The sequence below is a fragment of the Lysobacter sp. M15 genome (genome assembly GCF_022662515.1).
In the GTDB taxonomy this organism is placed as follows: domain Bacteria; phylum Pseudomonadota; class Gammaproteobacteria; order Xanthomonadales; family Xanthomonadaceae; genus JAKPBU01.
Map to the genome: position 1 here is coordinate 72424 of NZ_JAKPBV010000010.1, position 12402 is coordinate 84825.

Here is a 12402-nt window from a genome sequence, read left to right on the forward strand (position 1 = left end):
CTCAACGCTCGGGCTGCCACACGAAGCTGTCGCCCTGGGGATTGATGTGTCCCAGGCCAGGGAAGGGGAAGTGCACGGCGTAGATGCGCAGGTTGTCGTCGGCGGCACGCTGCAGCAGCGCACGCCGACTGGGCTGCGCGAGCGGCGCGTTCTCGTCGTACTGCACGGTCCATTCGGGGCGCTGTACCGAGACCACGAAGTGGTGCGCGCTATCGCCGATGTACAGCAGGCGTTCGTCGCCCGACGCGATCTCGTAGGCGCTATGCCCCGGGGTGTGCCCATCCACGGGCACCGCGGTGACCACGCCGGGCAGGAGTGCCGCGCCCGGCTGGAAGGCCGCGACCTTCGGCGTGATCGCGGCGACGAGCGCGGCTGCATCGCGATCCTGCTTGAGGGCTTCCCATTCGGGTGCGGTGAGATGGATGGTGGCGTTGGGGAAGGCGAGCGCGCCTTCGCGCGTCAGCAGGCCGCCGACGTGGTCCGGATGCCGGTGCGAAATGAACACGTCGCTGACCTGCGAAGGTTCGACGCCGGCGGCGCGCAGCGTGGCCGGCAGACGGCCGGCGCGCGCGAAGGACGCATCCGCCGCACCGGTATCGAACAGCAGGATCCGCGTCCCGCTGCGGACCAGCAGCGGCTGGATGCTCAGGTGCAGCACGTCGCTAGGCTGTCCTGCAGCCGCCAGCAATGCGGCCACCTGCTCGGTTGGCTGGCCGACGCCGAAGGTCTTGCCGTCATTGGCCGCATCGATGTCGCCGTCCTTCAGCGCCGCCGCATCGAGCGTGCCGATGCGGAAGCGGAAGACATCAGGATGGCTGGCTGTCGGCGTTGCCCCGGATGCAGGCGGCGCGGGCGTGGTTGTTGCAGTGGCAGTGGGTTGCGGTTCCGAGCATCCGGAGAGCAGCGCGCAAGCCAGCAGCGTGGTCATCAGGACGGCAAGCGAAGTGCGGGTCATGCAAACCTCGGGGGAAGGGAGAATGCAACGGCGCGTCGGGCGCGCCTCGGGTGCCACCGAGCTTATGCACGGCGCTGTCGGTCAACAAGACGATGCGGCGACACGCTTCGTCTCGCGTGATGCGCGAATCAGGCGATGGCCCTGCCGGGCGCATAGCGATCGACCTGCATAAGCTTTGTTGCTTCATCGCGCAAGCCGACCCGCGCGGATGCCGGAGCCGGTTCCAGAAGTCCCGAAGCCGTGTGCTTCGAGAAGAACGCATCCCGCCTACGGCGTCATTCCGGCTTGGATGCGTACTTGGACTTCATGAAGTTGAGGTAGATCCAGCCGTAGCGCTGGTACCAATCGTCTTCCGAATAGTACTTGGCCTCGCATTTGCCCAGGTCGTGCAAGGCCTCGTCGAGGTTGGACAGGTACTGCCCGGCCTTGTTGACATAGGTCTTCTGCAGGCTTTCGACGGCTTCCTTGATCTGCGGCTTGCCCTGCAGCTGCCATGACAGGCCGGCCACGCCGTGGATGCCCGACGTGCTGTCGCCGAAGGCCATCGCCGAATTGGCCATCTTGACGTTGGTGACCGTGATGCAGCGCGCGCGTTCGATGTAGAAGCGGTTGAAGTCGATCTTGCGGGTCGCCTCGGCGTAGCAAGCTTCGCAGTCCGGTTTTTCGGCGCAGGTGGAGGGAATGGTGGGCGCGGAGCTGTCGGTGTAGGGGGCGCCGCACTCGGCGGCTTCGTCGTCGAGCGCCTGCCAGTTGCGCAGGAACTCGCCCCCGGTCTGGACCACTCCGACGCCCCAGTTGGTCAGCTGCACGCCCTGGTCGGCGCCGCTGCGGCCGCCCGCATCGCGTGCGTCGCGTTCTTCGTTACGCTGCTCGCGCCGCTCGTTTTCGCGGTCGTACCAGTCGTTGAGCATGCCCATGGTCTGAGCGGCCGCGGGCACCGCCGCCAGTGACAGGATTGCGCCGAGCAGGACTCGCATCATGACGATTTCCTCCGCAGGACCACGGCGGCAAGCACGCCGATCACCACCACCAGCGCGCCGACGATGAACCATGGCAGCAGCGAGCCGCCTTCCTTCTTCGTGCCGCCGTATTCGCTGGCTTTGACCACGACCGGGACGAGTTCGGGCTTGACCTCGTCGCCGACCCAGACCAGCAGCCGATAAGGCGTCCTGTCCTGTTGCGCGTCGACCGAGATCTGGAATTCGCCTTCGGTACGGATCTTGAAACTCACCGGCTCGTTGCGGGTCTCGCCGCTGCGCAGCGGCTGGTTCCAGCCGTACTTGGTGAGCTTGATGCCGACCTGGTCGCCGTCGCGCACCGGGCGCAGCAGCACGGTGACCGGCATCAGGCTGGTGAGGTTGTCGATCAGGAAGCGATGCGGCTGCTGGCCGGCCTCGCCCTTGACCACCACCGCCTTGCCGTGGTCGATGCCGGCCATCTTCTTCGGCTCGAGGCGGAACACCTTGGGTTCCGGCGGGTCGGCGGCGCTGGCGGCGAAACATGCGGCCAGGAGGAGCAGGAAGGACAACCGCAACGCCAGGGCCATGCGCACCGCTCCTTGAGACATCTTTCCAAAAACACGCGGAATCGGGGACGAACCGGTCGCCGGATTGTGGCGGATGTGACGCTGCTCACCAAAATCGATCCTGCTCCACGCCGTCAGGTGCGCAAACGGCTCGTACTCTCTTTGTGGACATGCCGGCATGCACTCGCTGCAACGGGTTCGTGGCGTACGGCAGCGGCACCTGTGGTCCCTCTACACTGCAACCTCGCATCCGAACGATCGGACACACTTCATGCGCCTGTTGCCGCTGTTCATGCTGCTCGCCGTCGTCCCCGCGTTCGCCCAGGCGCCGGCGCTGGACGATGGTAGAACCCGAGCCATTGCCGCTGGCTACAAGGCGCTGACGCTGTGCAGCGCGCACTTCAACGCCGGGCGCAGTCCTGCGCAGGTGGAGGCGCTGGAGTTGCGCGGGATCTATCCGGATTACGAAGCGCAGGTGCACGCGTTGCAGGCCAGCGTGGACGCGCAGGCGCGCACGGTGTCGGTGGCGTTCGATCCCGCGCTGCCGCCGCGCATTGCGGCGTGGCGACCGAACCTGGGTTGCGCGCAGCTGCCGGTCGGCGCGGACACGAAGGCCATCGCCGCGTTGCCGCGTTTCGACACGCGCACGCCGGATCTCGATGGCGAGCCTTGGCCACGGGGCGAACGCGATGCGCTCGGGACGGCACGCGGCGATGCGGCTGCCTTGCAGCAAGCGGTCGCGGCGGCCTTCGATTCGCCGAAGTTTGGCGATGGCACTGCGACCACCGGCGTGGTGGTGCTGCAGGACGGCAGGATCGTCGCCGAGCGCTATCGCGACGGCTTCGGCCCGCACGTGGCGCAGCGCACCTGGTCGGTGGCGAAGAGCCTGGCCGGCGCAGTGATCGGTGTGGCCGTGCGCGAAGGCGTGATCGATCCGGCGCAGCCGGCGCCCGTGCCGGAATGGCAGCGTCCGGGCGATCCACGCGCGGCGATCACGCTCGAGCAACTGCTGCGCATGTCCAGCGGCCTGTACAGCGACACCGCCGGCAACCGCACCGACGCGCTGTACTTCGGCGGCGGAACGGTGGCCGAAGCCGCGACGGGATGGCCGCTGCAGGCGACGCCAGGCACCCGCTTCCGTTATGCGAACAACGACATCGTGCTGGCGATCCACGCGCTGCGCGCGCGCAGCGGCGACGATGCGCGCGCACTTGCGCGTCCGTACACCGATCTGTTCTGGCCGCTGGGCATGACCCGCACCCATGCCGAGACCGACTGGCAGGGCGGCTTCGTGCTGTCGAGCCAGGTGTGGTCGACCGCACGCGATCTCGCGCGCTTCGGCCTGCTGTTGCAGGACGACGGCGTGTTTGCAGGACGCCGCCTGCTGCCCGAAGGCTGGGTCCGCGCCGCGACCACGCCGTCGGGGCCGCAGCCGGCCGACCGGGACTTCGGTTACGGCGCGACGCTATGGCTGCTGCAGCGCTCGCCCGGCGTGCCGGCCGATGCTTTCGCCGCGCTCGGCAACCGCGGACAGATCGTGGCGGTGGTGCCGTCGCGCAAGATCGTGATCGTGCGCCGTGGCGAGGATCCGGCGGGCAAGAAATTCGACGAGGCGGCCTTCGTCGCCGCGGTGCTGGCGGCGCTGGACTGAAGCGGCATCGGTTGGAGTTCGCTGCGCTTACCCCGACCTGTGCGCCGACGCAGCGACCGAGCCGGCGACATCCTCGGCGCCGGGAGAAGCGGTATCGGCCGGGTTGCTCGGTGCCGGCGCAGTGGGCTGGTCCGTCGCCGCGCCACCGCCCTCACGCGCGAGATCGGCGCGCAGGCGTGGCAGGGCCTGCGGATGGCGGGTATTGAGGAACTCCAGCATGCGCTCGCGCAGCGCGCAGCGCAGGTCGAACAGATCACCGGAGTTGCGCGCGCTCACCAGCAGCCGCACCTCGATGCTGCGCTCGGTGGTCTCGGTGACCTGGGCCACGCACACGCGGCCGTCCCAGCGCGGATCGTCGTTGCAGATGCGCTGCAGTTCGGCGCGCACCTCGGCCATCGGCGTGCGGTAGTCCAGCCACAGGAAGGCAGTGCCCAGCAGCTGCGCGCTGGTGCGCGTCCAGTTCTGGAACGGATGTTCGATGAACCACTGCAGCGGCACGATCAGCCGCCGTTCGTCCCAGACGCGCACCACCACGTAGGTACTGGTGATCTCCTCGATGCGGCCCCACTCGCCTTCGACGATGACCACGTCGTCCAGGCGGATCGGCTGCGCCAGTGCGATCTGCAGACCGGCGATGAGGTTGCCGAACACCGGCCGCGCGGCGATGCCGGCGACCAGGCCGATGATGCCGGCCGAGGCCAGCAGGGTGGCGCCGATCTGGCGGATCGCGGGAAAGGTCATCAGCGCCAGCGACACGCCGACCAGGATGAGGGCGCCCTGGATCACGCCGGCGATCACCCGCGTCTGGGTCTGCACGCGACGCGCGGCCAGGTTGTCTTCGACGTCGACCGGATGCTCGCGCAGGATGCGCAGCTCCACCGCGCCCACGGCGCGCACCGCCAGCCAGGTCGCGCTGAGCAGCACACCGATGCCGAGCCAGTGCTGGATGCGGCCGATCGTGTCCGGCGCCAGGGGCGTCGCGGCCACGGCAACGGCCAGGAACAGCAGCGGCAGCGCCACCGCCGCCGGGATCGCGATTACCTGCACGACGCGGGCGCGGGTGCGCGTGGACGCATGCGCCTGCGCGCGTCGCGCGATTGCCAGCAGCGCGCGACGCACCAGCAGGCCCAGCACCAGCGCCACCAGCAGCGGCCAGGCGATTGCACCCAGTTGCTGCCAATCCAGCGTCGACATCGCATTACCCTGGTTGCGGCGAAACCGACAGCTTGCCGTGCCGTTCGTTCATGCGATGTCGATTGCGCGATCACGTAGGCGAAAAACGTGACCAACGCGAAGACAGGAACCCTTGCACGGAAAGCAGCGTCGACCTTTCGGTGGTTGCATCTGCAAGTTGCAGGCGGTATTCCCGCTACAACCGGTTGACCCGGAACTTCCGTCCCTTGATCCTGCCTTCGCGCAGACGCGAGAGCGCCAGCCCCGCCTGCGGCCGCGCGATGGCGACATAGCTGCGCGTAGCGAACACGTCGATCTTGCCGATCGCGTCCTTGTGCAACCCGGCCTCGCCGGTGAGCGCGCCGACGATGTCGCCGGGCCGCAGCTTGTCGCTGCGTCCGGCGTCGATGCGTAGCGTCGACATCGCCGCGGGCGGCACATTGTCCGCCTTGCCCGAGAGCGGCAGCATCCTGTCCCACCGCAGCGGCTCGCCCTGGCGCTCGGCGATGGCGTCCGCGCGCGGGCGCTCACGCGGGGTGCACAGGCTCAGCGCCAGGCCCGCGCGACCGGCGCGGCCGGTGCGGCCGATGCGGTGCAGATAGGTGTCCGGATCGGTGGGCAGTTCGTAGTTCACCACCGCGCCGATGTTCTCCACATCGAGCCCGCGCGCGGCGACGTCACTGGCCACCAGCACGCTGCAGCTGCGGTTGGCGAACTGCACCAGCACCTCGTCGCGGTCGCGCTGCTCCATGTCGCCGTGCAGGGCTAGCGCGGAGAAGCCGTAATGCGCGAGCGAACCCACGACCTCCATGGTGTCGGCGCGGGTATTGCAGAACACCACCGCCGATTCGGGCCGATGGCGCAGCAGCAGTGCGGCCAGCAGGGGTCCGCGGCGCACCGGATCGGCTTCGTAGAAGAACTCCTCGATCGTCGCCGGGCTTTCGCCGCCGTCGATGCTCACTTCCAGCGCGTTGCGCAGCATCGCGTTGCCCAGCTTGCGGATCGCATCGGGAAACGTGGCCGAGAACAGCAGGCCCTGCCGGTCTTTCGGCGTGCGCTTGACCAGGTCGCGGATCGCCTCCTCGAAGCCCATGTCGAGCATCCGGTCGGCCTCGTCCAGCACCAGGGTGCGCACGCCCTTCAGCGACAGCGCGTCCTGGGCCACCAGTTCCTGGATCCGGCCGGGCGTGCCCACCACCACATGCGGTGCATGGGTGAGCGAGGCCAGCTGCGGCCCCAGCGGGATGCCGCCGCACAGGATCGAAAGTTTGAGGTTGGGCATGCCGACGGCGAGCTTGCGGATGTGTTTGCCGACCTGGTCGGCCAGCTCGCGCGTGGGGCACAGCACCAGCGCCTGCGGTCCGCTGCGCGCCGGATCCAGCCGGTGCAGCAGGCCGAGCCCGAACGCCGCGGTCTTGCCGCTGCCGGTGGGGGCCTGCGCGATCACGTCACGCCCCTCCAGGATCGCCGGTAGCGCCTGCGCCTGGATCGGCGTCATCCGCGCGTAGCCGAGCGCGTCGACGCCCTGCAGCAGGGCGGGCGAAAGCGGCAGGGTGGAGAAGTCGAGGGCTTCGTTCATGCGCCCATGGTCGCAGGTTGACGGCCCGGGCAAGTGGATACAGGCGCCACGGGTGCCGTCAGGGCGGAAATCGTCGGAGGTGAGGCAGCGGATCGGCGTCCTGAAGCCGCGTGTGGGGAGGTTGCTTTGTACGGAACGGTGGCAGCCTTCGGCAGACGCGGGCGAGTGAGTGGACGTTCGCGCGACGCGCATCAAGGCAGCCGCAACGCGCGCCGCAATTCAGGATGCGCGCGGCATGCGCTGAACGTGTTCAGTTCGCGCGTCAATTTCCGCTGTCGTCTTCACTGCAGCGCGATGTTGCGCAATCGCCGTTGAACCGGCGCGTCTGCGCACGCGGAGTTTCACTCCGCTGACATCGCACACTGCGTAGCGTGGCTGCGTCTGGGCTGGCCTGCGGTGTTCTGAGCTGCAGCCGGCCCAGCGTTCCCTCACCCCAGGAGCAAAGCAATGAGCGACATCAAGAAAGATCACAGCATCGGTGCAGGCACGGGCGCCGTCGGTGGCGCAGTGGCAGGCGCGGCAGTGGGTTCGGTCGCAGGCCCGGTGGGTAGCGTGGTCGGTGCGGTTGCCGGCGGCGTGATGGGCGCGAAAGCTGGCGATGCCATCGCCGAAGCCGTCAACCCGACTGAATACGTGAGCCATTTCGAGAAGAACTACCGCACCGCGCCGTACTACTCGGCCGGACGCGAGTGGAGCGACTACCAGCCGGCCTACCGCTACGGCTACGACACCTACGGCCAGTATCGCGGCCAGCGCTTCGAGGACGTCGAGGGCACGCTGGAACGCAACTGGAACGAAGCGAAGGCCAATTCGCGCCTGGGATGGGCGGAAGCCAAGGATGCGGTGCGCGACGGCTGGCACCACATCGAGCGCGCGATGCCCGGCGACGCGGACCGCGATGGGCGATGAGGGACTGCTTGCGAAGCGCAGCTTCGCGTCCCGAAGAGCGCCGGCCCTGCTTGGGCCGGCCGGACCGATGAGGGACTGCTTGCGAAGCGCAGCTTCGCGTCCCGAAGAGCGCCGGCCCTGCTTGGGCCGGCCGGACCGATGAGGGACTGCTTGCGAAGCGCAGCTTCGCGCTCGTCAAGTACCCTGCAAGACAAACGGGCCGCGCAAGCGGCCCGTTTTTCCTGTCCCCATTCACTACCCTTGAACGGCGCCGGGCCTAGCGTGCCAGTCGGGCCCTGCGCATCTGGAGGTAGCCGATGAGCACCCTGAAGAAAGACCACATCCTCGGCGCGGGCAGCGCCGCGGTAGCGGGCGGCGCGACCGGTGCGGCGATCGGTGCCGTGATAGCGGGACCGGCTGGCCTGGCGGTCGGCGCGGTGGCGGGCGGCGCGCTCGGTGCGGTGTTGGGCAATCGCGCGGCCGAAGCAGCCGACACGCGCCTGGATCTGGGCCATTTCCAACAGATCCATCGCGAGATGCCGTATTTCATCGACGGCATGAAATGGGACGACTACGCCCCGGCGTATCGCTACGGCCTGGAAACGTACCGCACCCGTGGCGCGCAGCCGTTCGCCGAGGCCGAGCCGGAACTCGAGCAGGGCTGGGGCCGCGCGCGCGACGTGTCCCGGCTCACCTGGCTGCAGGCACGCAGCGCGGTGGAACACGCCTGGCGTTCGCTCGACGAAACCTTGCACGCGAAAGGCATCTGAGCGTGCGGCGCCGATGGGACGGGCGGGCTGGCCGCAACCGTCCCACCAGCCCGGATCAAACCAGTTCGGGTTCGACTTCTTCCTTACCCGGTTCGTCCGCCGGCCACTGCGCGGCTTTCGCCAGTTCGGCCGTGGTCGCGGCCGCGGCGCGTTCCTTGGCCTGCAGGCAGGCGTTGCGCTTGTCCGGGCACTGGATCTGCATGTAGTCGGCGTCGTAGTCGAAGCGATCGACCAGGAAGTCGATGAAGGCGCGGACCTTGGGCGACTGCACGCGGCCGCGCGGGAACACTGCATTGAGCTCGTATTCCGGACCGGTCCACGCCGGCAGCACGCGGCGCAGGTAGCCGCGCTCGACGAACGGCTTGACCATCACGTCGTTGGCCAGCATCAGCCCTTCGCCACATAGCAGCGCCCCGCGCAGGCCGGCCGGATCGTTGGCGACGAACACCGGGTCGATCCGGTAGTCGACCAGGCCGTTGCCGTCGTTGAGCGACCAAACGAAGCTGCCGTTGCGCCGCTGCTTGCTCATCGCCAGCGAGCGGTGATGCTGCAGGTCGTCCGGATGCAGCGGTTCGCCGTGCTTGTCCAGATAGTCCACGCTGGCGAAGACCTGGGTGCGCAGCGTGGCGAGCTTGCGCGCGATGAAGGTGGAATCGGACAGCGGGCCGACGCGCAGGGCGATGTCGAGTTCCTTGTCGATGATGTCCAGGTTCTCGTTGGTGAGCAGCATCTCCACCCGCACTTCCGGGTGGCGCGCGTGGAACTCGCCCAGCAGCGGCGCGATCCGCTCGATGCCCAGCGAGTAAGGGGTGGTCAGACGCAGCCAGCCGCGCGGGCCGCCCTGCAGCTGGCCGACCGCGCTCTCTGCTTCGTCGAGTTCGCGTGCGATGCGCTGGCAATGCTCGAAGTAGATGTTGCCCGCTTCGGTCAGGCCGAGCTTGCGGGTAGTGCGATGCAGGAGCTGGGCACCCAGACGGGTTTCCAGATCCTGCACCTTGCGGCTGACGGTCGTCTTGGGCAGGCGCAGCGAGCGCGCGGCGGCGATGAAGCTGCCCAGTTCGGCGACTTTGACGAAAACCAGGGTGTCGTTGAGATCGCGGGACATGGCGGGGGCGTCCGGCTGGGCCCGGGCAATGCCGTGCGTGGAGCGCTGGCAGGTCGTCGGTCTGGAACCCCGGCGTGGTCGCGCGGCGCGTGCCGGCGGCAACCCATCAACGGACTCGTGCACGCGGCAGTGCGCGGGCGGAAGGTGAGGAGATGAAGCGCCGATGGGGATTAGCCCATCTCGTGGACAATTATTCCCCGATTCAGCGGCTAATCAAGTGCCCTGGAAGCGCTTACCGTGTGTGCCACCCCACACGTGAGCTGCACCATGCGTCCCTCCCTCCGCCATCACCTGCTCCGCGGCGCCCTGGTCGCCTTCCTGGCGCTGGACCTGCTGGGGCTGGTCGCTCTCCTTTACGATCAACTGTTTAGCGTCGAAACCCCCTACCTCTGGGTGATGTCCGGGGTGCTGGTGCTGGCCGCGTTGCCGATGCTGACCAAGCTGGCCGACTATCTGCTGGCCCCCCCTGGCGAGGGTGGAATCGGTACGTTTTCGGGAGGAAAAATCCCGTGATCGGGACAATCGGTAGTGCGGTCGTCGTATTGGACGCGGCCGGCGTGATCGGTCGCGGCCTGGTCGCGGCCGCGCTCGACGCCGGCGCCCACGTGCTGGCGGTCGATCGCAGCCCGACAGCACTGGCCACGCTGGCAGGGCTGCACCCGCAGGCGTCATTGACCCTGCTGACCGGATCGGCGCAGGACGAACCCCAGGCACAGGCCCTGGCCACGGTATTGCGCGAGACGGGCCGGCCGCTGGCCGCGGTCCTCGCCACGTTCGACGCCGGCAAGCTGCGTGGACGCCTGCTCGACCAGACGGCCGCCACCACCTGTGCTGCGCTGAATGCTTCGCTGGAGCCCGGGCTCGCGGTGGTGCGCCATCTGCTGCCGCTGCTGGCCGAAGGCGGACGCGGCGGCAGCTTCGTGCTGATCGGTGGTCCGGGTGGCCGTCATCCCTGGGCCGGCTACGGTCAGCGCTCGGTGGCCGAGGCCGCGCTGCGCATGGTCGCGCGCGTGCTCCACTGCGAGGCGCGCGCGATCGGCGTGCGACTGCAATTGCTTTCGGTCGATACGCCCACCTGGGGTCTGCACGCCGGTCCGCCGCGCGCGCACTGGCCCAGTGCGCTGGAGATCGGCCAGCACGCGATCCGCCTGCTCGTGCCGGGCGGGCCCACCGACGCAGTCGTCGAATTCGCCGATCTTCCACGCATGCCCGAGGCGTCATCGCCCGACGGCGCGTCGCACAACCTGCAGTCCGCGCGCCGCCTGCTCGACGCGGCGACGCTTGCACGACGCCAGGAAGTGCCGTCGTGAGCGGCGTCGCCACCCTTTTTACCAGCGCCGTCGTGCCTCGCACAGGAAACGGATAGCGAGACAGGACCACTGACACCACGCTGTCGGCATCGCAGGCGCACGCTGCAACCGGCGCATCCCCTACATCGAATGCAACAAGGACCCGCCCCCATGAACGTTCCGAATCCATCCATTGCCCGTCCGGGCCGCGGCACAGCGCTCCCGGCGCTCGCGCTGTCCATACTGGCCGCGGTGCTGATCGCCGCATGCAGCAGCGAGGCCGCACCCGCGGCGCCGCCGCCGCCGGAAGTCAGCGTGGCCGCCATCGCCGCCGAGCCGGTCCGGCAGTGGGATGCCTTCACCGGCCGCGTCAGCGCGGTGGAAACGGTGGAGTTGCGTCCGCGCGTGAGCGGCTATGTGCAGCGCGTGGCTTACGAGGAAGGTCAGGAGGTCAAGAAGGGCGATCTGCTGTTCGTGATCGATCCGCGTCCCTACCGCGCCGCGCTGGACCAGGCGCAGGCCCAGCTCGAACGCGCCCGCGCCGAAGCGCGGCTGGCGCAGACCCAGGACAAGCGCGCGCAGTCGCTGGTCGAGGCGAAAGCGATCTCGCGCGAAGAGTTCGAGACCCGCCGCTCCGCCACCGCGCAGGGCAATGCCGCGGTGCGCGCCGCCGAGGCCGCGGTCGCCGCCGCGCGCCTGGACCTGCAGTTCACCGAGGTGCGCGCGCCGATCGACGGACGCGCCGGACGCGCCGCCGTGACCGAGGGCAATCTTGCCCAGGCCGATGCGACCCTGCTGACCACGCTGGTGTCGCAGGATCCGGTGTTCGTGTACTTCGAAACCGACGAGCAGACCTACCTGCGCTATCAGGATCTCGCGCGCAAGGGCGAGCGCAACGGCTCGCGCAACCCGGTGCGGGTGGGCCTGGCCAACGAAACAGGCTATCCGCACGCGGGCACGCTCGACTTCGTCGACAACCAGGTCGACCCTGCCACCGGCACCATCCGCGCGCGCGCCGTGTTGCGCAATCCGGACCGCGCGTTCACGCCCGGCCTGTTCGCGCGGGTGGAGCTCGAGGGCAGCGGCGAGTTCCGCGCGCTGATGGTCGACGAAAAGGCGGTGCTCACCGACCAGGACCGCAAATACGTCTACATCGTGGGCGCCGGCAACAAGGCCGAGCGGCGCGACGTGGTGCTCGGCGCCAGCATCGACGGCCTGCGCGTGGTGCAGTCGGGGCTCAAGCCGGGCGACAAGGTGGTCGTCGGCGGCGTGCAGAAGGTGTTCTTCCCCGGCATGCCGGTGACGCCGAAACAGGTCGCGATGCGCCCGGCCAAGCCCGGCACGCCCGTGGCCGTGGCTGGAGCGAAGTAACCGCTCTCCGTTTTCCGCCGTCGCCGGTCCCTCGACTCCCCCTCTCCCATAGGGGCCGGCGCGGCTTTTTCTTCTTCCGGTTCCGGCGCGGTCAAG

12 protein-coding genes are annotated in these 12402 nt (G+C 68.8%); 6 read left to right on the top strand and 6 right to left on the bottom strand.

Going from position 1 to position 12402, the window contains the following annotated elements; all coding sequences use genetic code 11:
• Position 1 precedes the first annotated feature (1 nt).
• The 3 genes from MC380_RS08390 to MC380_RS08400 form a co-directional block, all read right to left on the bottom strand.
• Positions 2-955 (bottom strand): MBL fold metallo-hydrolase, encoded by a 954-nt coding sequence (locus tag MC380_RS08390; protein ID WP_242164145.1) that lies wholly within the window; start codon positions 953-955, stop codon positions 2-4.
• A gap of 275 nt (positions 956-1230) precedes the next feature.
• Positions 1231-1935, bottom strand: a complete 705-nt coding sequence (locus MC380_RS08395; RefSeq protein ID WP_242164147.1) for a hypothetical protein — start codon at positions 1933-1935, stop codon at positions 1231-1233.
• Positions 1932-2501 (bottom strand): hypothetical protein, encoded by a 570-nt coding sequence (locus MC380_RS08400; protein WP_242164149.1) that lies wholly within the window; start codon positions 2499-2501, stop codon positions 1932-1934. The genes MC380_RS08395 and MC380_RS08400 overlap by 4 nt, the downstream gene beginning before the upstream one ends.
• Before the next feature lie 250 nt (positions 2502-2751).
• On the opposite strand from MC380_RS08400, the gene MC380_RS08405 reads away from it, so the two are divergent.
• Positions 2752-4131 carry a serine hydrolase gene (locus tag MC380_RS08405; RefSeq protein ID WP_242164151.1) on the top strand — a complete coding sequence of 460 codons (1380 nt, stop codon included), beginning with the start codon at positions 2752-2754 and terminating at the stop codon, positions 4129-4131.
• A 27-nt stretch (positions 4132-4158) separates the two neighbouring features.
• Here MC380_RS08405 and MC380_RS08410 read toward each other — a convergent pair whose 3' ends face one another.
• Positions 4159-5325, bottom strand: coding sequence for a mechanosensitive ion channel domain-containing protein (locus MC380_RS08410; RefSeq protein WP_242164153.1), 1167 nt, complete (start codon positions 5323-5325; stop codon positions 4159-4161).
• Between the two features lie 175 nt (positions 5326-5500).
• Positions 5501-6883 (bottom strand): ATP-dependent RNA helicase DbpA, encoded by a 1383-nt coding sequence (gene dbpA, locus MC380_RS08415; protein ID WP_242164154.1) that lies wholly within the window; start codon positions 6881-6883, stop codon positions 5501-5503.
• A gap of 447 nt (positions 6884-7330) precedes the next feature.
• Between dbpA and MC380_RS08420 the strand changes: the two genes are divergently transcribed.
• Positions 7331-7792 (top strand): hypothetical protein, encoded by a 462-nt coding sequence (locus tag MC380_RS08420; RefSeq protein ID WP_242102047.1) that lies wholly within the window; start codon positions 7331-7333, stop codon positions 7790-7792.
• A gap of 296 nt (positions 7793-8088) precedes the next feature.
• The gene (locus MC380_RS08425; protein WP_242102046.1) at positions 8089-8541 is read left to right on the top strand and encodes a hypothetical protein; all 453 of its coding nucleotides are present in this window, start codon (positions 8089-8091) and stop codon (positions 8539-8541) included.
• Between the two features lie 55 nt (positions 8542-8596).
• Here MC380_RS08425 and MC380_RS08430 read toward each other — a convergent pair whose 3' ends face one another.
• Complete coding sequence (locus MC380_RS08430) at positions 8597-9646, bottom strand: LysR family transcriptional regulator (RefSeq protein ID WP_242102045.1); 1050 nt, start codon at positions 9644-9646, stop codon at positions 8597-8599.
• A 267-nt stretch (positions 9647-9913) separates the two neighbouring features.
• Here MC380_RS08430 and MC380_RS08435 point away from each other — a divergent pair, with 267 nt between their 5' ends.
• From MC380_RS08435 to MC380_RS08445, 3 genes are all read left to right on the top strand, one after another.
• Positions 9914-10159: a hypothetical protein gene (locus MC380_RS08435; RefSeq protein WP_242102044.1), complete on the top strand. Its 246-nt coding sequence runs from the start codon at positions 9914-9916 to the stop codon at positions 10157-10159.
• Entirely contained in the window at positions 10156-10956 is an 801-nt protein-coding gene (locus tag MC380_RS08440) for an SDR family oxidoreductase (protein ID WP_242164157.1), read from the top strand. The genes MC380_RS08435 and MC380_RS08440 overlap by 4 nt, the downstream gene beginning before the upstream one ends.
• Before the next feature lie 150 nt (positions 10957-11106).
• Entirely contained in the window at positions 11107-12306 is a 1200-nt protein-coding gene (locus tag MC380_RS08445; RefSeq protein ID WP_242164159.1) for an efflux RND transporter periplasmic adaptor subunit, read from the top strand.
• The last annotated feature ends 96 nt before the right edge of the window (positions 12307-12402 follow it).

Bases quoted from the DNA above. Each gene is read 5' to 3' on its own strand.
- MC380_RS08390 (WP_242164145.1), bottom strand. From the start codon at position 955: ATGACCCGCACTTCGCTTGCCGTCCTGATGACCACGCTGCTGGCTTGC.
- MC380_RS08395 (WP_242164147.1), bottom strand. From the start codon at position 1,935: ATGATGCGAGTCCTGCTCGGCGCAATCCTGTCACTGGCGGCGGTGCCC.
- MC380_RS08400 (WP_242164149.1), bottom strand. From the start codon at position 2,501: ATGGCCCTGGCGTTGCGGTTGTCCTTCCTGCTCCTCCTGGCCGCATGT.
- MC380_RS08405 (WP_242164151.1), top strand. From the start codon at position 2,752: ATGCGCCTGTTGCCGCTGTTCATGCTGCTCGCCGTCGTCCCCGCGTTC.
- MC380_RS08410 (WP_242164153.1), bottom strand. From the start codon at position 5,325: ATGTCGACGCTGGATTGGCAGCAACTGGGTGCAATCGCCTGGCCGCTG.
- dbpA (WP_242164154.1), bottom strand. From the start codon at position 6,883: ATGAACGAAGCCCTCGACTTCTCCACCCTGCCGCTTTCGCCCGCCCTG.
- MC380_RS08420 (WP_242102047.1), top strand. From the start codon at position 7,331: ATGAGCGACATCAAGAAAGATCACAGCATCGGTGCAGGCACGGGCGCC.
- MC380_RS08425 (WP_242102046.1), top strand. From the start codon at position 8,089: ATGAGCACCCTGAAGAAAGACCACATCCTCGGCGCGGGCAGCGCCGCG.
- MC380_RS08430 (WP_242102045.1), bottom strand. From the start codon at position 9,646: ATGTCCCGCGATCTCAACGACACCCTGGTTTTCGTCAAAGTCGCCGAA.
- MC380_RS08435 (WP_242102044.1), top strand. From the start codon at position 9,914: ATGCGTCCCTCCCTCCGCCATCACCTGCTCCGCGGCGCCCTGGTCGCC.
- MC380_RS08445 (WP_242164159.1), top strand. From the start codon at position 11,107: ATGAACGTTCCGAATCCATCCATTGCCCGTCCGGGCCGCGGCACAGCG.